The sequence below is a fragment of the Halosimplex rarum genome, assembly GCF_047715405.1.
GTDB classification, from domain to species: domain Archaea; phylum Halobacteriota; class Halobacteria; order Halobacteriales; family Haloarculaceae; genus Halosimplex; species Halosimplex rarum.
Genome location: NZ_CP180412.1, coordinates 1,045,487 through 1,062,443, shown reverse-complemented (window position 1 = coordinate 1,062,443; position 16,957 = coordinate 1,045,487). Strand labels below are relative to the sequence as shown.

19 protein-coding genes are annotated in these 16,957 nt (G+C 68.8%); 6 read left to right on the top strand and 13 right to left on the bottom strand.

Annotated elements, in window-relative coordinates; translation table 11 throughout:
* Positions 1–63 precede the first annotated feature (63 nt).
* The 5 genes from bioD to bioB form a co-directional block, all read right to left on the bottom strand.
* Positions 64–729, bottom strand: coding sequence for a dethiobiotin synthase (gene bioD / locus ACMGFH_RS05235; RefSeq protein ID WP_415383200.1), 666 nt, complete (start codon positions 727–729; stop codon positions 64–66).
* A 74-nt stretch (positions 730–803) separates the two neighbouring features.
* On the bottom strand, positions 804–2,015 hold the full coding sequence (locus ACMGFH_RS05230; protein ID WP_415381755.1) for an aminotransferase class I/II-fold pyridoxal phosphate-dependent enzyme: 1,212 nt from the start codon (positions 2,013–2,015) through the stop codon (positions 804–806).
* A gap of 69 nt (positions 2,016–2,084) precedes the next feature.
* Positions 2,085–2,684 carry a hypothetical protein gene (locus ACMGFH_RS05225; RefSeq protein WP_415381754.1) on the bottom strand — a complete coding sequence of 200 codons (600 nt, stop codon included), beginning with the start codon at positions 2,682–2,684 and terminating at the stop codon, positions 2,085–2,087.
* A gap of 75 nt (positions 2,685–2,759) precedes the next feature.
* Positions 2,760–3,926 carry a transcriptional regulator gene (locus ACMGFH_RS05220; protein WP_415381753.1) on the bottom strand — a complete coding sequence of 389 codons (1,167 nt, stop codon included), beginning with the start codon at positions 3,924–3,926 and terminating at the stop codon, positions 2,760–2,762.
* 24 nt (positions 3,927–3,950) lie between these two features.
* Positions 3,951–5,180 carry a biotin synthase BioB gene (bioB, locus tag ACMGFH_RS05215; protein WP_415381752.1) on the bottom strand — a complete coding sequence of 410 codons (1,230 nt, stop codon included), beginning with the start codon at positions 5,178–5,180 and terminating at the stop codon, positions 3,951–3,953.
* A gap of 135 nt (positions 5,181–5,315) precedes the next feature.
* Between bioB and ACMGFH_RS05210 the strand changes: the two genes are divergently transcribed.
* Entirely contained in the window at positions 5,316–6,602 is a 1,287-nt protein-coding gene (locus ACMGFH_RS05210; RefSeq protein WP_415381751.1) for a hypothetical protein, read from the top strand.
* A gap of 48 nt (positions 6,603–6,650) precedes the next feature.
* Here ACMGFH_RS05210 and ACMGFH_RS05205 read toward each other — a convergent pair whose 3' ends face one another.
* The 3 genes from ACMGFH_RS05205 to ACMGFH_RS05195 form a co-directional block, all read right to left on the bottom strand.
* Positions 6,651–7,355, bottom strand: a complete 705-nt coding sequence (locus tag ACMGFH_RS05205) for a protein sorting system archaetidylserine synthase (RefSeq protein WP_415381750.1) — start codon at positions 7,353–7,355, stop codon at positions 6,651–6,653.
* 136 nt (positions 7,356–7,491) lie between these two features.
* Positions 7,492–7,827, bottom strand: a complete 336-nt coding sequence (locus tag ACMGFH_RS05200; protein WP_415381749.1) for a hypothetical protein — start codon at positions 7,825–7,827, stop codon at positions 7,492–7,494.
* A 57-nt stretch (positions 7,828–7,884) separates the two neighbouring features.
* Positions 7,885–8,571: a helix-turn-helix domain-containing protein gene (locus ACMGFH_RS05195; RefSeq protein WP_415381748.1), complete on the bottom strand. Its 687-nt coding sequence runs from the start codon at positions 8,569–8,571 to the stop codon at positions 7,885–7,887.
* 125 nt (positions 8,572–8,696) lie between these two features.
* On the opposite strand from ACMGFH_RS05195, the gene thrC reads away from it, so the two are divergent.
* Positions 8,697–9,944 (top strand): threonine synthase, encoded by a 1,248-nt coding sequence (gene thrC, locus ACMGFH_RS05190; RefSeq protein ID WP_415381747.1) that lies wholly within the window; start codon positions 8,697–8,699, stop codon positions 9,942–9,944.
* 34 nt (positions 9,945–9,978) lie between these two features.
* Here the strand turns inward: thrC and ACMGFH_RS05185 are convergent, their stop codons facing one another.
* Entirely contained in the window at positions 9,979–10,653 is a 675-nt protein-coding gene (locus tag ACMGFH_RS05185; RefSeq protein WP_415381746.1) for a metal-dependent hydrolase, read from the bottom strand.
* Positions 10,654–10,865: 212 nt separating this feature from the next.
* Between ACMGFH_RS05185 and ACMGFH_RS05180 the strand changes: the two genes are divergently transcribed.
* Complete coding sequence (locus tag ACMGFH_RS05180; RefSeq protein WP_415383198.1) at positions 10,866–11,942, top strand: CNNM domain-containing protein; 1,077 nt, start codon at positions 10,866–10,868, stop codon at positions 11,940–11,942.
* A 500-nt stretch (positions 11,943–12,442) separates the two neighbouring features.
* Here ACMGFH_RS05180 and trxA read toward each other — a convergent pair whose 3' ends face one another.
* Positions 12,443–12,892: a thioredoxin gene (gene trxA, locus ACMGFH_RS05175; protein WP_415381744.1), complete on the bottom strand. Its 450-nt coding sequence runs from the start codon at positions 12,890–12,892 to the stop codon at positions 12,443–12,445.
* Positions 12,893–13,036: 144 nt separating this feature from the next.
* On the opposite strand from trxA, the gene ACMGFH_RS05170 reads away from it, so the two are divergent.
* A complete protein-coding gene (locus tag ACMGFH_RS05170) occupies positions 13,037–13,339 on the top strand; it encodes a PRC-barrel domain-containing protein (protein ID WP_415381743.1) in 303 nt (100 codons plus the stop codon).
* Positions 13,340–13,352: 13 nt separating this feature from the next.
* Here ACMGFH_RS05170 and ACMGFH_RS05165 read toward each other — a convergent pair whose 3' ends face one another.
* Both ACMGFH_RS05165 and ACMGFH_RS05160 read right to left on the bottom strand, forming a co-directional pair.
* Positions 13,353–13,751 carry an OsmC family protein gene (locus ACMGFH_RS05165; protein WP_415381742.1) on the bottom strand — a complete coding sequence of 133 codons (399 nt, stop codon included), beginning with the start codon at positions 13,749–13,751 and terminating at the stop codon, positions 13,353–13,355.
* Positions 13,752–13,856: 105 nt separating this feature from the next.
* On the bottom strand, positions 13,857–14,588 hold the full coding sequence (locus ACMGFH_RS05160; protein ID WP_415381740.1) for a metal-dependent hydrolase: 732 nt from the start codon (positions 14,586–14,588) through the stop codon (positions 13,857–13,859).
* A gap of 94 nt (positions 14,589–14,682) precedes the next feature.
* Here ACMGFH_RS05160 and ACMGFH_RS05155 point away from each other — a divergent pair, with 94 nt between their 5' ends.
* Entirely contained in the window at positions 14,683–15,033 is a 351-nt protein-coding gene (locus ACMGFH_RS05155; RefSeq protein ID WP_415381739.1) for a hypothetical protein, read from the top strand.
* 17 nt (positions 15,034–15,050) lie between these two features.
* Here ACMGFH_RS05155 and ACMGFH_RS05150 read toward each other — a convergent pair whose 3' ends face one another.
* Entirely contained in the window at positions 15,051–15,401 is a 351-nt protein-coding gene (locus ACMGFH_RS05150; RefSeq protein ID WP_415381737.1) for a hypothetical protein, read from the bottom strand.
* 130 nt (positions 15,402–15,531) lie between these two features.
* On the opposite strand from ACMGFH_RS05150, the gene ACMGFH_RS05145 reads away from it, so the two are divergent.
* Positions 15,532–16,944: a serine hydrolase gene (locus tag ACMGFH_RS05145; RefSeq protein ID WP_415381736.1), complete on the top strand. Its 1,413-nt coding sequence runs from the start codon at positions 15,532–15,534 to the stop codon at positions 16,942–16,944.
* Positions 16,945–16,957 lie beyond the last annotated feature (13 nt).

Below are 16,957 nucleotides of genomic sequence, written 5' to 3'. Positions count from 1 at the left end.
GGCTCGCGCCCCACCGTTCCCTTTATACCCCTACCCGGACAGCGGTTCGCGGCCGACCGCTGGTCACGTGCCCGGAACGGCGCCGTTCGGGAGTCGCTCCCGGACGCCCGTGACCGCTACCGTCGGGTCCTCGAGTGACAGCGGCGGGAGCGTCCACACCGGACAGCCGGTCATCGCTCGCAGCGTCTCCGGGTTCGTGCGTTCGGCGACGGAGACGCCTGCGTACTCGTTCAGGACGATCCCGTGGACGCTGCACCCGCGGCGTTCGAGCGCCTCGACCGTGAGCGCGGAGTGATTGAGCGTCCCCAGTCCCGACCGAGCGACGACGAGCGCGGGGACGTCCAGGTCGGCGACCAGGTCAACGACCTCCGCATCTCCGGCCAGCGGGACGCGCAGCCCACCGATCCCCTCGACGACACCGACCGACGCTTCGGCGAGCGCGTCTTCGCAGCCCTCGCGGATGCGCTCGTACGAGAGTTCCACGCCCTCTCGCTTCGCGGCGACGGCCGGCGCGAGCGGAGGTTCCAACCGTTCGAGGCAGGTCGCGGCGTCGTCGGTCCCGCAAGCCTCTGCGACGAACCCCGCGTCGTCGTCCGGCGGGTAGCCCGTCTGGACCGGTTTGACGGCGCGGGCGTCGATGCCCGACTCGCGAAGCCACCCGACCAGTCCTGCGGTCACGACGGTCTTGCCGACGCCGGTGTCGGTCCCGACGACGGCGAAGTCAGTCACGTCGTCCGCGTGTAGCTCCGACGGGCCGTCTGCGGTCGCGTCCGTCTCCCGATCCGGAGCCGAGTTCGCATCCGTCACAGCAGTCCCACCTCCCGACCTGCCGATTCGAAGGCCTCCAGACAGCGGTCGACCTCCTCGGCAGTGTGCGTCGCCGTCGGCGCCCCCCGAATTCGAGCCGTCCCCTCGGGGACGGTCGGTGGACGGATCGCCGGCGCCACGACACCCTTCTCGGCGAGCCGGTCCCCGAGTGCGAGCGCGTCGTCGCGGTCACCCACGAGGACGGGGAGGACCTGCGTCTCCCCGAGCACCTCGTACCCCATCGCTTCGAGGCCCGCGCGGAGCGTCTCGACCGTCTCCCAGAGGCGGTCGGGGCGGCCGGTTTCGCGGGCGATCCGCAACGACTCGCGCGCCGCGCCGACGGCCGGAGGCGCGAGCCCGGTCGAGAACACGAACGATCGGGCGGCGTTCAGCAGGTACTCGACGAGCGCCTCGTCACCGGCGACATAGCCGCCCTGGCTCGCCAGCGCCTTCGAGAGCGTCCCGAGTTGCACGTCGACTCGGTCGGAGAGCCCCTCGCGCTGGACGATCCCGCCGCCGTCGCCGAACAGTCCCGTCGCGTGGGCCTCGTCGACCATCACCCACGCGCCGAACGCGTCGGCGACGTCGCAGAGCGCTTCTAGCGGCGCCGCGTCGCCGTCCATCGAGAACACGGAGTCCGTGACGACGAGCCAGTCCTCCTCGGCACCGCGGTCGAGCGATTCGGTCGCTCGCTGGGCCATCTTCGCACGCAGGTCGTCGGGGTCGGCGTGGTCGTAGACGACCGTCTCGTCGGCGCCGATCCGGCAGCCGTCGACGATGCTCGCGTGGTTCAGTTCGTCGGAGAAGACCACGTCGGGCGCGAGCGCGTCGATAGTCCCGACGTTCGCGGCGTAGCCCGAGGAGAAGACGAGCGCGCGCTCGGTCCCCTTGCAGTCGGCCAGGTCGCGTTCGAGCGCGCGGTGAAGCCCGGTGTCGCCGGTCACGAGCCGCGAGGCGCCGGCGCCGGTGCCCACCGAGCGGGCGGCGAGTTCGGCCGCCCGCTGGACCCGACGGTCGCCGGTGAGTCCGAGGTAGTCGTTCGAGGCGAACACGAGCGACTCCGCGCCGTAGTCGGGCGCGTCGCCGCGCGGATCGTCGGCGAACCGGGCGCGTGCTCCGACCGCCTCGGCCGGCCTGAGGTCCCGGCGGAGCCCCTGCCGCTCGCGCTCGCGTAACCGCCTCTGGAGGTCGAACCCGCGGTCGGTCATACCAGTTCCCCCGCCCGGGTGGTCCCTCGTCCTTTCGGTTCCACCGAACGGCCGGTCTCTGCGGGACCCTCACTCTCCGAGATACGAGACGAAAACCAGGCCGTCGGTCTTCAGCTCGTACGCGACGTCCGTCTCCAGTCGGTTGTAGTCGAACGGCTCGGTGACGAGGTGGTAGCCGTTCGGCGTCTCCCTGACGAGGGAGACGGTCGTGTGCCCGTCCAGCTGTGAGCGCAACTGGTCGCGGTCCGCGGCGGTCGCGTCGTCGAGGTCGAAGAGGAAGTTCGTCTCGTCGCGGCAGCCGTCCGACTGGAGCGCCGATTTGAACTCGCTGTCGACACGTTTGAACTTCGCACGCACGCCCTCGTCGCCGTGGAGCCGTGCCTCGATCCAGTCGTCCATCGACCGCCGGAGCGCGAACGTGGCATCGAGCGCGTCACGGGCGTTCACCGTCAGATAGAGGCGGAACCGCTCCTCGAAGCGGGTCGTCGCGTGGGCCAGTTCCGCCGTCTTCCGCTCCAGGTCGGCCTCGCTCTCGACGACCTTCCGGATCGCCGGCGCGTCGGCGCCTCCCGGGTTCTCGTTCTCCTTCGACCGCGCGATCGCCAGCAGGAGATACACCCGGTCTCCGCCGAACTCGCAGTACTCCACGAACGGCGCCAGATCGACCATATCGACCGTCCGGACCGGTGGCACAAAACGATGCTCGATACGTGCCACCGCGCCACGGACCAGTTCGAGGGCGGTTCAGAAACTCGGCATGATCTCGGCGGGGCCGTAGACGCCGTAGTCGCCGGCGCGGTTGCGGAGGACGGCCGCCTTCAGGTAGCCCAGCGCCGGGCCGTTGACGTTGGCTTCCATGCTGGTCGCGTCGTCCAGTTCGAAGGTGTTCGTCCCGCGCTCGCCGTCGAAAGTGCGGCCGGTCACGCGGACGGTGGTCGTCGTCGGCTTCTCGTCGGAGCGTACGTCGAGCACGCCGCCGACGGTCACGTCGTCGGCGTCGCAGATGCCCGCTCGTTCGAGGAGGACGTCGTCGGCGTGTTCCATGTCGCGGAACTCCAGCACGCCGTCGTGCTCGTCGACGAGGTCCTCGATCTCCTCGTCGCTCATCTCGCGGGCCGTCTGGACGTCGTAGCCGTCGAGGTGGGCGATGTCCTCGCGGACGGTCCCGCGGTTGTCCTCGTAGCCGGACTTGAGACCGACGCCCCACCAGATCTCGACCTCCTCGACCTCGACGAACGACTGGGCGGTGAGCGCGGCCGCGCCGGTCAGAAAGCCCGGCGTCGCGCCTGCGCCGCAGACGAAGGTGATGCCGCTGTCCTCCAGGGCCTCCGCGCGGTCGTCGAGCATCCCGATGACGCGCGAGCGCTTGAGCACGTCGACGAGGACGCCCTCGTAGCCGGCGTCGGCGAAACGCTCGGCTATCCGCGGGATGAAGTCGTGTTCGAGGTTCGGGAGCGCGATCAGAACGGCGTCGATCGCGTCGCTCTCGGCGATCACGTCGTCGATGGGCGTCTCCGTCGGTTCGCCCTGATCGCTGGCGACGATTCCGGCGCCCTCCCCGGTCTGTTTCACGCCGTCGCTGGCGGTGGATCCCTCGACCGCGGCCGCACCGCCGTCGGACCGAGGGTCCGACGAGGTCTCACTCGCGCTGCTCGCGAGACCGCCGTCCGAGGCGTAGTCGTCGGTCGGCGTCGCCGGCGTGGTACCGTCCGCCGATTCCTCGGGACCGGAGGCGACGTTGCCCTCGGTCGCGTCGAGGAGTTCCGCCACGTCGAGGCCCTCCTCGTCGACGGCGACGCCGTCGCGGTCGCAGGCCGCGACCGGGGTGAGCCCCTCCTTGTGTCGGGAGACGTCGAGCGTTCGTCTGCCGATGCCACCGGTGCCGAGTACCGCGAATGTCACGTCGTCCATGGTGTGAGTGTCGTCGCTGCGTCGTCAGTCCGAAACGTTGCTGGTCGCGCTGCCCGCGGCGGTGTCCGTCTCGTCGTCGGCCGTCGCTCCCTCCCGGTCGCGGCTCGCGGCTTCTTCTCGCGAGCGAGGCTCGCTCGAACGGCCCGCGGAACTCCGTTCCGCGCTATCGCCGCTCGCTCCGTCCGCGGCCGCCCGTCGGTCGGCCGCGCGCTCCTTCACCACATCGGGGTCGAAGTCGTTCGCGTCGCGATTCGGCTCCAGTCCGGCGCGCTCGACGATCTCGATGTCGTCGGCGGCGGACTGGCCCTCGGTCGTCAGGTAGTCGCCGGTGAGCATGCCGTCGGCGCCCGCCTCGAACGGCAGGTGCTGCTCGTCCTCGGCGAGGTTCGCCTCCCGACCGCCGGTCAGGCGGACTCGCGCCTCGGGGTGGAGCAGCCGGTACACCGCGATGGTCTGGATTATCTCCTCGGTCGTGATCTCGGCCCCGTCGTCGAAGCGTTCGCCGAGCGGCGTCCCCGCGACGGGGTTGAGGATGTTGACGGGGAGCGACGAGACGCCGACGTCCTGTAATGCGATCGCCGCGTCGACCCGGTCGGTCGGGCTCTCGCCCATCCCGAGGATGACGCCGGCGCACAGGTCCATTCCCGCCTCCTTGGCCACTTCGAGCGTCTCAACCCGGTCCTCGAAGGCGTGCGAGTCGACGATCTCGGGGAAGAAGTTCGGCGAGGTCTCGATGTTGTGATTGTAGTGGTTGATCCCCTCGTCGGCGAGGATCCCGGCCTCCTCCTCGGTGAGGATGCCCAGAGAAGCGTCGACCTCCACGTCGGTCTCGTCGCGGACCAACCTGATGGCGCGGAGGACCTCCTCCCACTCCCCGGGGCGGCGTTCCTTCGAGACGCCCTTCTCGGCGACGACGATGCCGAAGCGCTGGGCCCCGTCGCGTTCGGCCCGCTTGGCCGATTCGAGGATCGACTCGGGGTCGAGGAAGCCGTAGGTCTCGATGCCGGTGTCGAAGTGGACCGACTGGGCGCAGAAGCCGCAGTCCTCGGCGCAGTCGCCGGCCTTCGCGTTGACGATCGAACAGGCGTCGACCGTCCCGTCGCCGAAGTGCGCGCGGACCGCGTCGGCCGCCGCGGCGAGTTCGTCGACCGGCTGGGCGATCAGCGCCAGCCCGTCCCGACGGTCGAGTCGCTCGCCCGCCAGCACGCGCTCGACGGCGTCGTCAATCGTGCGATTTCCCGTCTCGTAAACCACGGTTCGACCGTCGGTTGACTGGCCGAAAAAGGTTCGGGTGGTCTCCGGGGAGACAGGCCGCGGTCCCCGGGCAACCGATCCAGCGCGTCCCTCCTGTTCGCCAAAGTATTTCAGGGACATCGGAGATGTGACGTCATGGCAGACGCGGGAATCGGCGTCGCGGGGGAGGACCCGTGGTACTGGGAGTACGACGGCGAGCCGACGCTTCTCGTCGGGGGATCGAACACTGACAACCCGTTCCAGTGGACCGGGGACCAGCTTCGCGACCACCTCGACGAACTGGTGGCGGTCGGCGGAAACTACATCCGGAACACGATGTCCGACCGGGGGGGCAACGACGTCCACGCGTTCGACGAGGTCTACGACGGCGCCTACGACCTCACCTCCTTCAACGAGACGTACTTCGAGCGGCTGGAGGACTTCCTCGACGAGACGGCCGCTCGCGACATCGTCGTGCATCTCACACTCTGGGACCAGCACGACCTCTCGGAGAGTCACCCATTCGCCCACCAGAACAACGTCAATTACGGCCGCTACGATTCCGGGATCGCGAGCGCGGCGGACATCCACCAGGCGGTGGACCGCAACGAGGTCGTCTACCCGCACCTCGAGCGCTTCGTCGACCGCGTCCTCGACGTCGCGTTCGAGTACGAGCACGTCATCTACAACGTCAACAACGAGTCGACGACCGGCGAGGAGTGGGAGCGTCACTGGGCGGAGTACGTGCACGAGCGGGCCGACAGCGTCGGGAGAGACGTCGACGTGACCAGCATGAACATGTGGCCCGGGCGCTCGGTCGCTGTCGCCCGTCGGTACCCGGAGACGATCACGTTCGTCGAGGTGTCGCAGGCGAACCAGGACTCGAAAGGGTACACCGGACAGGCCCACTGGGACGCCCTCCGGGACTGGCGCCAGGAGATCGAGGAACACGTCGGTCCGCGACCGTTCAACAACGTCAAGATCTACGGCACCGACGCGGAGAACGCCTCGGCTGGCAGCGCCGCGGAAGCCGTCGAGCGGTTCTGGCGGAACCTGCTCGGCGGCGCCGCGTCCGCCCGGTTCCATCGCCCGACCCGGTGGGGGATCGGACTGGACGAGCGCGCCAGGGCACAGATCCGTTCCGTCCGCATGATCGAGGAGGAACTTCCGTTTCTCGCCCTCTCCCCGCGGAACGACCTGCTCTCGGACCGGGATCCGAACGAAGCGTACTGCGCCGCCGACCCGGGGAGCGCGTACGTCGTCTACTTCCCTGAGGGGGGTGCGGTCGACCTCGACCTCACCGGGACGGACGGATCGTTCGAGGTCCGCTGGCTCGACGCGGACGAGGCGGCCTGGACCGATTCGGACGTCGTCAGCGGCGGCGGTCAGCGCACTCTCTCGGCCCCGGCCTCCGGAAACCGGCTGGCGGTCGTCAAGCGATAGCCGGGGCGGACCACGCCGGTCCGGCCGGTCGCTGCGGAGTCGTCCCGGTCACTCTCCCCAGTAGTAGCGCGGCCCGAGGATCATGTACGCGAGCGCGGAGACCAGCAGAACTCGCGGAAACGCCCGTGAGAACGCCAGCGGCGCGACGATAGCGGCCGCCTGGACCACGCCGAGCACGCCGGCGTCACGCGCCCGAAGTTTCGGGTAGGGAACGGGAGCGACCATCGCCAGCGAGAGGACCGACGCGACCGCGAGGAGGCCGGGGATCCAGGTCAGCCCGGCGAGGTACGCGGCGGCGAGGATCGTCGCCCCGAGCGTGTTCTGGATGCCCGGCCGGTTCTCGCCCTCGCCGACGAACTCGCTGTAGAGGGCGGTCCTGACGATCGAGAAGACCACGAACAGCGAGCCGGTCCCGAGCGCGGCGGCGGCCTGAGCGGGCGGCGCCGCGGCCAGCCCGTCGCCGAGCCAGCCCCACTCCGCTGCCGCGATGCCGTACACGAGGAGGGCGGGCGTCGCGCCGAAGGAGACCACGTCCGTCACGGAGTCGAGCAGCGGGCCGACCTCGGTACCGCCGAACTGTCTGGCGGCGATGCCGTCGAGCGCGTCGGCGATGGCGGCCAGCAGGACGAGTCGCGCGGCGAGCGCGGGGTCCGACAGCGCGACGACGCCGGCGACGAAGCCGACGACGGCGTTCGCGAGCGTGACGACGTCGGCGACGCCGATCCGTTCGCGCACCCGCAACCCCTCGTTCATACCACCGCTGTCGGTGACGGGGTACATCAATCACGGGGAAGCGCGGCCGTGACCGATCTCCGGTCCGCGGCGGGAACCCGGCGGCACGGTGTTCACGCACCGCTGGGCATTCGCGTTCAGCGCTGCGTGACGGGTCTCACTCGATGGCGTCGAGGACCTGCGCGAGCGACTCGATACGGTCGAGCGGGGCGACGATGTCCGCGTCCTGGTCGTAGGCGATGGCGTTCCCCGCGGCCAGCTTCGGGACGTGCGTGTGATAGAGCGACAGATACAGCTCCCGGACGTCTTCGGAGGCGATGGCGCTCAGGTCGGCGTCGTACTCCCGGCGCGCGGCCTCGTCGGCCAGGTCCGCCAGCGCGAGCTCGCACCGGTGCTCGTCGAGCGTCCGGACCGTGTACCGACGATACCGGTGGCCGAGCAGCCCGAAGGCGTCCGTTACCGATGTCGTCTCGTCGGCCGGATGGGTTTCCATACAGAGATGTGTGGCGCCATCCGGGTAGGCCTTCGTACTGCGCACGGCAGGGGTTTATCAGTCACCGGTCGGGGAAAGCGACGCTTTCTCCTCGTCGAGCGGCGTCACCCGGATCGTGTTGGCGACCAGCGCGTGGTGGCCCCGTCGCAGCCGCTGCGAGAGGGACTGCCTGGTGATGCCGAGTTCCTCCGCGACCGCGTCGAGCGTCGTCTCGCGTGGCTCCTCGAAGTAGCCCAGCTCCCAGGCGATGTTCAGGGCCTCGTGCTGTTTCTCCGAGAGGCCGTATCGGCTCCCGGTCCGCGGATGGGACGTCTCGTAGAGCTGTTCGAGGCGAAAGGAGACGTCGCGGTCGTCGGTGAACGCCCTGAACTCGTCGAACGGGTCGCGGTCGTCGAAGCGGATCTTGATGTCCCAGACGCCGTCCTGGCCCTTGGCTTCGAGGATCGTCGCCCCGCCCTGCGTGTAGGCGTAGACGACCGTGTCGACGTCGCCCGTCCAGCTGGCCCGGTAGAGCGACGCCGACTCGAAGTCGTCGAGTCGGCGGAGGTCGGACACGGTGGGGTCTTCGGCCGCGACCGATTCGAAGACGTCGAGGTCGACGTCGGACACCCAGAAGTACGGCGTCAGCAGTTCGTCTGTCGCGGCGACTCGGTCGATCTCGACCACTAGGTCGGGCAGTCGGTCGAGCGTGGAGGACAGCGCGAAATCCGTCGACGGGATCTGGAACTCGGCGAAGAGGCTCACAAACGGGCTTGCGCGCTCACCGGGAAAACGTCGTTTGCGGGCTACGTGCGGATCGGTACCAGTTGTCCGCCGGAAACCCAGAAGGCATTTGTGACGGTCGGACCGACTGGGAACCGAACCAACAGATGACCTCCGTCGAGGCCCTGGCCTGCGAACGCTGCGGTCGGCGCTACGCCCCCGACGACGTCGAGTACACCTGCCCGGACCACGACGGCGTCGCCGGCATCCTCGACGTGTGCTACGACTACGATGCCGTTCGCGAGCGCGTGGCCGCCGCGCTCGACGGCCCGACGGAGGATCTGTGGACCTACGGACCGCTCCTGCCGGTCGACGGCGAGCCCGTCAGACTCGGCGCCGGCGGGACCGACCTCCTCGACGCCCCCGCCCTCGGCGACGCGCTGGGCGTCGAGGCGCTCGTGAAAAACGAGACGAGCAACCCGACCGGGTCGAACAAGGACCGCGGGAGCGCCGTCGTCGTCTCGCGCGCCCGCCAGCAGGGTCACGACGTGGTCGCCTGCGCCTCGACCGGGAACGCCGCCGCCTCCCTCGCCGGCTACGCCGCTCGCGCCGATCTAGAGTGCCGTATCTTCGTCCCCGCGGACCTCCCCGAAGCGAAGGCGGTCCAGCCGCGCCTCTACGGCGCCACCGTGCTGGGGGTCGACGGCACCTACGCCGACGCATACGAGCTCTGTCGCGAGGTCTCGGCCGAGCGGGGCTGGTACAATCGCAACGCCGCGATGAACCCCTACGCGGTCGAGGGCAAGCGGACCCTGGGGTTCGAACTCGCCGAGCAGGCACCCGACGCCGACTGGGTCGCCATGCCGATGGGCAACGGCTGCTCGCTCGCCGGCGCCTGGAAGGGCCTCCGGGAGTTCGAGCGCCTCGGGTTCCTCGACGAGACGCCGCGCATGCTCGGCGTCCAGGCCGAGGGCGCGACCGCGATCTACGACCGGTTCGTCACCGAGTCAGCGGACGGGCCCGACGACCGCAACGACGGCGGAACGGGTCGTCCTACCGATGGAAACGGGGAGACGACCGCCGACAGCATCGACGTAGGCGTCCCGCACAACGCGGGCAAGGCCTGCCGCGCGCTCCGGGACAGCGACGGTGACGCGGTCGTCGTCTCGGACGCGGAGATACTCGACGCCCAGCGCCTCCTCGGCGAGTGCGAGGGCGTCTTCGCCGAGCCCGCGAGCGCGGCCGCCGTCGCCGGCGTCCGGACCGCGCGCGAGCGGGGGACAGTCGCGTCCGGCGAGCGCGTCGCCGTCGTCGCCACCGGGACCGGCCTCAAAGACACCGCCAGCGCGCGCCGGGCTGTCGACGACGTGATCGCCGTCGACGCCGCCGGCGAGGGGCTCCCGGACGACCTCTGACCGTTCGGCGCCTCAGTCGTGTTCCCGACGCAGTTCAGTTCTCGTCGACGTCGCCCATCCACAGGCGTGCGCCGGTCACGACGGTCCCGCTGACCAGGATGGCGAGCTGCCAGCCGTGGCGGACGACCGGGAACATGCGTTCGGGGTCTTCGACCGTGTCCGGGTCGGGCCCGCCGCCCTCCCCGCCCGGGTTCGGGTCGACGCCGGTAGAGATGTTGACCTCCTGGGAGGAGCCGCGGCTCCGCGGGCCGGACTGTTCGGTGTCGGGGCTCAGGTCGACGTACGACTGGACGATCCCGCGCTGGTCGGAGATCTCGAAGCGCCCGTCGAGGACGTAGAACTGGTCGTGCAGCGGCCACAGCGGGTTGACGCCGTGGTCCACGAAGTCGAGGCCGATCCCGGCGAACGCGAGCGCGACGACGCTGACCCAGGCGAGGCGGGCCCCCTCGGGTCCCCAGCGGCCGCGGACGAACGAGCGGTCGCGGATCCGCGTGTCGGCGTACAGCAGGAGGCCCGCGCTGATCGGGATCAGGTAGGTGTGCAGGACGGTGCGGTGGCCGGCGACGGAGACGAGCGCGATGAACGAGTCCAGATCCGGCGCGGCGACGACGGCGAGGACGACCAGCAGCGACCGCCGGTCGAAGACCGACCCCAGCAGCGCGGCGGCGATCATCCCGCCGAAGGCGAGATGGACCAGCGTCGAAGGCATACCCGTGGCTGTGGGACGCAATAGCATAATCTTTCAGGGCGCTTCGGAGATCACGGCAACCGTTCGGAGAGACTCCACAGCACCGCTCGACAGCGGTATCGGGCCTTCCGCCGCTTCTATAATCCTCGAAGGAGAAGCCGGCGGCGATGAGTGCCCTGGAGACCTGGATCCGGTTGGTCGCGGGCGTCGGGGTAGCGCAGGCGCACGGCTCGATGAACACCCTGGAAGTCGGGATCCGGTTGGTCGCGGGCGTCGGGTTGATCCTCGCCAACGGCTTCTTCGTCGCGATCGAGTTCGCGCTGACGCGGGCGCGGCAGTTCACCGAGGACGAGTTCGTCGACGGCAGCGCGGCCCTGGAGCGGGCCTGGGAGATGACGAACAACCTCGAGATCTACCTCACCACCTGTCAGGTGGGGATCACCGCCTCCAGTATCGCGGTGGGTATCGTCGCCGAACCGGCGCTGGCGGCGATCTTCTACCCGGTGTTCGAGGGCACGCGGCTGGCGACCGTCGGCGCCGGCGCTATCATCGCCTTCCTGATCATCAACCTCGTCCACCTCACCCACGGCGAGCAGACGCCGACGTACCTCGGCGTCGAGCGCTCGCGGATGGTCTGTCGGTACGGCGCCGCGCCGCTCTACTGGTTCAACTGGGCCATCTCGCCGCTGATCACGCTGGGCGACTCGATCGCCAAGTGGACGCTGCGGCTGTTCGGTATCGAGATGACCGGCGCGTGGCTGGAGACCGAGGAGGACGTCATCGAGTCGCGCGCCGACCTGCGGAACAAACTCGGCTCGGTCCTCAACGAGGGCGACCTCTCCGAGGAGCGCCGCGACGAGGTCATGAACGCCCTCCAAATCGGCGAACAGCCCGTCCGCGACGTGATGGTCCCGGCGGGGGACATCGCTCCGTTGTCGACCGCCGTCGACACCGCGGAGAACTTCGACCGGATCGAGGCTCACCCGCACACCCGTTACCCGCTCGTCGGCGAGGACCTGACCGACTTCCGGGGCGTCGTCTACCTGCCCGTCCTCATGCGCAACCGCGAGCGGCTGGCCGGTGACGGCGACGTCGACTTCGCGGAACTGGCCGCGCCGCCGGTGACGATGTCACCGGACACGGACGTCAGCGACGCTATCGACCAGTTCCAGGCGGAGAACCAGGAGCTCGCGCTCGTCATCGAAGACGGCGAGGTCGTCGGGATGGTCACCGTGACCGACCTGCTGGAGTCGGTCACGGGGGACATCGAGGACCCGATCGACACCGGCGCGGCCACTCCCGGCGACTGATGGCAGAGAACCGTCCGTTCGAGGGAGCCAAAGCGTAGTTCTCACACGGTTCTCTCCGATGAGGCGAGCCAGTTAGTTCGGCTTTCAGAGTGAACAACTGCGGTGGCGCGCGCTGTCGCGGCCTCCGTGCCGCGACGAAGCCGCGCGAGGGATGACCGAGGGAGCGCAACGACCGAGGGAATCGGTTGGGGAGGCGTGAGGCGCGGTGCTGTGTGGTTGCGGTCCTGGCGGACTGAAAGGGCGAGGCGCGCTCGCGTTTATGTAGTCGGCTGAGTCGGCACTATCCGAGCGCAGCGAGGATATCCGACTCAGCGACTGCGAGCGCGCCGAGGGATTTCATCGCTTGCTGTTAGTAACGGTCCCGGTAACTCGACTTCATTACTCAATCGAACCCACAGAAACCACTGCTAGGTAAGCACGCACCACAGATCGGCCAGTTTCCCGGATATTCCGCTAATAGAACCGCCGTAACCGGAAATCTATACGCCTCGTTCGTTCGGTCAGACGTGCTGGGCGATCAGGTCGCGCAGCGCGCCCTCGTCCTGGACGCCGACGCGGCGTTCGGTCGCCTCGCCGTCGACGAACAGGAACATCGTCGGGACGCCCTGGACGCCGTATTCGCGGGCCAGCCCCTGTTGGGCGTCGACGTCGACCTTCGCGACGGTCGCGTCGGTCGTCTCCGCGATGTCGTCGACGATCGGTTCGAGCATCTTGCACGGGCCGCACCAGTCCGCGTAGAAGTCGACGAGGACGACGCCGTCTGCGACGACCTCCTCGAAGTGAGCCTGGTCCTCGACGTGGACCGGCTCGTCGGGCGTCTCGTCGGCGGCCTGGCCGTCGCCGTCCGACGCCCTGGCGGCGTCCGGACCCTCCGATCGGAGTCGTTCCTTCTTTCGCTCGCGGATCCGTTCGAGCTCCTCGTCGGTCGCGTCGTCACTCGCTTCACTCATCGCCGGTCCGTACGGTCTTGTCCCGTTTAACCCCCTCGGCGTCGTGTCCGTCGGACGCACGAACGACGGCCGACAGACGGTGGCTAAGCCGGGGCGTCAGACGTAGAACAAGATTTTAAGCCCCCGCCACACGAGGTACGCTATATGAATCCCGAGACGGCGCCGCAGGAGATCACGACGCTCGTGGGGCGGGAAGTCTACACCAAAAACGGCGTGTTCGTCGGCGAAGTCGAGGACTTGCGCCTGGACCTCGACGTCCAGCAGGTGACCGGGCTGGCGCTCCACCAGATCAACGGCGAGCTGTTCGATCCGGAAGTGAGCGCCTCCCGCGGCATCATCGTCCCGTATCGCTGGGTGCAGGCGGTCGGCGACATCGTCATCGTCAACGACGTCGTCGAGCGCGTCCACGGCGACGAAGGAAACGGCGAGGAAGAAGTCCCGGCCTGACCGCGGTCCGCTTCTAGAACGCGTCGTCTTCGAGCGTGATGTCGGCGTGGAGTTCGTCCCGGAGCGCCGAGTGGACGTGGCAGATCTCTTCGCCGCGTTCGACGATGTCCTGGCCGTCGTTCCCGAGGTCGGCTTCGACCTTGAGCGTCCAGGTCATCGACTCGAGGTCGTCGTCCTCGTCGAGGTCGGCACCGACTTCGGCCTCGACGCGGCCGATGTCGTCGTAGTCGTACTCGCCGGCAGCGACGCGGAGCGCCGGGATGTAACAGGAGACGTAGTCGGCCGCCAGCACCTGGTTGGCGGTGGGGCCGTCCTCGGATAGCGCGTCGACGACGAGCGACCACTCGCCGTCGATCTCGTTTTCGACCGTGTATCCCTCTTCACAGACGCTCGTGACTTCGATATCGGACATTGCACTCGGCACATCGACCCCCCACTCCTAAAGAATACCTAACCGACCGTGTTCGGCCGCCGCCTGGACCCCAGTCGGTCCGGCGGCCGACCCGTCGGGAGCGACTCAGTAGCCCTCGGAGAGGTCGAACGTCTCGTCGCCGTCGAGGACGTGGACCTCGGCGTCGCTACCGGTCCCGGCCACCTCGTTCACGAACCGGTCGGTGTCGATCTCGATCGGCGGGAACGTGTCGTAGTGCATCGGGAAGACGTGGTCGACGTTCAGCCAGTCGGACGCGATGGCGGCCTGCATCGGGCCCATCGTGAAGTGGTCGCCGACAGGGAGCGCGGCGGCGTCCGGTTCCAGAAACGGCCCGATCACGTCGCGCATCTCCGTCATGAGGCCCGTGTCGCCGGCGTGGTAGAACGTCGTCGACTCCTCGTCCGCGACCTGCGTCGGCTTCGTGTCCGAGATGATAAAGCCCGCGGGCATGCCGCCCGAGGTGCCGTAGCTGGTGTCCATGCCGTTGGTGTGGTCGGCGCGATGCATCGTGACGAAGGCGTCGCCGATCTCGACGGTGCCGCCGAGGTTCATCCCCATCCCGCCGACCGCGTCGAAGTCGCCGTACTGGTCGCGGCAGTACTCGACGACCTCTGGCGAGGCGACCAGCGTGTTTTCCTCGTAGCGGTCCACGTCGCCGATGTGGTCCGCGTGCCCGTGCGTGAGCAGGACGTAGTCCGGGTCGAGTTCCTCCGGGTCGGTGTCCGTCTTCGGGTTCTCGAAGAACGGGTCGATCAGCAGATCTGTGCTCCCCACCGTGACGAGCCAGGTCGAGTGGCCGTGCCAGGTCAGTTCCATGGTTCGCCTCGTGATAGGGCGCAGACACACTTAATGCTACGACCAGCGGCAGTTCATCGCCGGAGTTTTGGTTGACTGATATACATGATCGGGTATGGACGTAGCGGCTCTCGCACGAGCCATCTGGGAGTACACGATCGTCAGAGCCGGTGCCGTCGCGGTGGGACTGTCCGTCCTCACCCTGATCCTGGGTCTCTCGCTGACGGTCCTCGGAAGCCTCCTCATGGTGGGGTGTTTCCTGTGCGCGTGTCTCGTCTTCGGGGCAATGGACACCGGGATCGCGACCGTCGGCGCGAACGCCGACGCGGGCGTGACGCTGTCCAGCGCGACCCGCCGCCGGATGAACACGCAGTGGTTCCCGGGCCAGATCCCGCTCGTGCTGTTCCTGCTTGGACTCTCCGGATACGGATTCGCCATCGTGTTCGTCGTGGTGGCCGCGAACTAACGGCCGCTCGACGGCGTCTAGCCGTCTTTGGACTGCTGCCGTCGTCCGTCCGACGCCTGCTTCGCGGCGGCCTCTCGCTGTCGTCGTCGCTTCTCCCGCTCGCGCCGCTTTTTCTGCTGGTTCTGCTGTGCGCGATTGCTCGCGTACCGAACCCATGCGTAGGCCTGCCGGTCGAGTTCGCGGAACAGCAACGCGACCGACCCGACGACGGCCGCGACGACGAGGAGCGCGACGACGAGCGGTGAGGAGAGGTGGATCGCGAGGTAGGCCGCGACGAGCGCGACGAGCGCGATCTCCAGCCCGACCCGGAGCGCGGGGCGTCGCCAGTCCGGCCGTCCGGAGCCGTCCGTCGCGACCTTCGGAGCCATGCCCTTCCCTTTGGGGAACTCGGTGTTGTACTTTACCCCGCGCGGACGGGGATCCCCCGACGAGCGGCGACCACTCCGAGCAGCCGGAACCACCAACCGATATACGTCGCCCAGCCGACAGCAACGGACGATGGCTCCCGACAGCCCCTCTGCGAATCGCGGCGATACCGGAGCATCCGCCGACCGCGTCGAAGCGGCGCTCGCCCGCGTCGAATCGTGGTTCGACGACGCGGGCTGCCCGGGCGCGAGCGTCGCGCTGACCGACGGGTCGGAGGTCCTCGCCGCGATCGGATTCGGCGAACGGACGCTCGACCCGAGCGCGCCCGCGACCGCGGACACTCGCTACGCCGTCGGGTCCGTCTCCAAGCCGGTGACCGCGCTGGCTGTCCTCACTCTCGCCGACCGCGACCGGATCGACGTAGTGGACCCGGTCTCCGCGTACCTGTCGTACTTCGAGGGCGCTCCCGGAGACCCGATCACCGTCGCCGAACTGCTCTCGCACACGTCGGGGATGCCGAACGACGACCTCGCGTTCGCGGCCGGGGACCTCGACGGCTGGGACGACTTCCGCGCGTTCGTCGACGGGACGCTCGACCGGCGGCGGACCGACGGCGACCGTTTCTTGTACTACAACTCCGGATACGCCGTGCTGGCTCACCTCGTCGAGTCAGTGTCCGGGACGGACTTCGAGTCGTTCGTCGAGCGCGAGGTGTTCGACCCGCTCGGGATGGATGGGACGACGTACGACAGTTCGGTGCTGGGAGACCCGTCTGCGGACGTGATGTGCCCCTACGTCACCGAAGACGGCGAATTCCGCGAGGCACCGGTGTCCGACAACCCCGTTCTGTCCAGCGACGTGTTGCGGGGACCCGGCGGGCTGATCGCGAGCGTCACAGACCTCGCACGGTTCATACAGGCGCACATCGAGGGCGGTTCGTCCGTCGACGACGCGTCGCTCGATCGGATGCGCGAACCCCTGGCCACTCGCAAGCGTCTGGTCGACGGGACCGAGTTCACGTACGGCTACGGGTGGGAGATCCGACCGTTCGGGACCGACGCGCTGGTCGGCCACGGCGGGAACACGGGCGCTTCGGGCGCCTACGTCGGCTTTCTCGAAGACGAGGGCATCGGGATCGCAATCGCGTGTAACGGAGTCGCCGACCCTGGGGGCCCAGCTCGGGACGCCCTCGCACTCGCGGCCGGGCACGATCCCGATTCGGTCGACCCGGTCCGGTCCATCGAGCGGCGCGTTCGCGCCCTGACCGGCCGTTACAAGACCCCGAGCGGCAACCACCGGGCGACGGTGACGGAAGATGGCGCCCGTCTCAACGTCGAGTTCGGCGGCGAAGTCGAGGGGTTCGAGATCCGACTGCTCCCCACGGACCTGGCGTCCCACTGCTGTCGATTCACCGACGTCGACTGCGTCGAAAGCACGACGGACGCGGAGTTCTTCACTGCGGACGAGTCCGTCGAACTCCTGTTCGAGGGGATGCTGTTCCGTCGCGTCGGCGAGCCTCGCGGCGACGGTTCGGCCGAGGCGTGATCTGAAGCGACGA

Coding starts and splice junctions, on each gene's coding strand:
- ACMGFH_RS05150 (WP_415381737.1), bottom strand. CDS start 15,401: ATGGCTCCGAAGGTCGCGACGGACGGCTCCGGACGGCCGGACTGGCGA.
- ACMGFH_RS05165 (WP_415381742.1), bottom strand. CDS start 13,751: ATGTCCGATATCGAAGTCACGAGCGTCTGTGAAGAGGGATACACGGTC.
- ACMGFH_RS05220 (WP_415381753.1), bottom strand. CDS start 3,926: ATGGACGACGTGACATTCGCGGTACTCGGCACCGGTGGCATCGGCAGA.
- ACMGFH_RS05225 (WP_415381754.1), bottom strand. CDS start 2,684: ATGGTCGATCTGGCGCCGTTCGTGGAGTACTGCGAGTTCGGCGGAGAC.
- ACMGFH_RS05200 (WP_415381749.1), bottom strand. CDS start 7,827: ATGGAAACCCATCCGGCCGACGAGACGACATCGGTAACGGACGCCTTC.
- ACMGFH_RS05180 (WP_415383198.1), top strand. CDS start 10,866: ATGAACACCCTGGAAGTCGGGATCCGGTTGGTCGCGGGCGTCGGGTTG.
- ACMGFH_RS05185 (WP_415381746.1), bottom strand. CDS start 10,653: ATGCCTTCGACGCTGGTCCATCTCGCCTTCGGCGGGATGATCGCCGCC.
- ACMGFH_RS05230 (WP_415381755.1), bottom strand. CDS start 2,015: ATGACCGACCGCGGGTTCGACCTCCAGAGGCGGTTACGCGAGCGCGAG.
- trxA (WP_415381744.1), bottom strand. CDS start 12,892: ATGAGTGAAGCGAGTGACGACGCGACCGACGAGGAGCTCGAACGGATC.
- ACMGFH_RS05210 (WP_415381751.1), top strand. CDS start 5,316: ATGGCAGACGCGGGAATCGGCGTCGCGGGGGAGGACCCGTGGTACTGG.
- thrC (WP_415381747.1), top strand. CDS start 8,697: ATGACCTCCGTCGAGGCCCTGGCCTGCGAACGCTGCGGTCGGCGCTAC.
- ACMGFH_RS05205 (WP_415381750.1), bottom strand. CDS start 7,355: ATGAACGAGGGGTTGCGGGTGCGCGAACGGATCGGCGTCGCCGACGTC.
- ACMGFH_RS05160 (WP_415381740.1), bottom strand. CDS start 14,588: ATGGAACTGACCTGGCACGGCCACTCGACCTGGCTCGTCACGGTGGGG.
- ACMGFH_RS05145 (WP_415381736.1), top strand. CDS start 15,532: ATGGCTCCCGACAGCCCCTCTGCGAATCGCGGCGATACCGGAGCATCC.
- ACMGFH_RS05170 (WP_415381743.1), top strand. CDS start 13,037: ATGAATCCCGAGACGGCGCCGCAGGAGATCACGACGCTCGTGGGGCGG.
- ACMGFH_RS05155 (WP_415381739.1), top strand. CDS start 14,683: ATGGACGTAGCGGCTCTCGCACGAGCCATCTGGGAGTACACGATCGTC.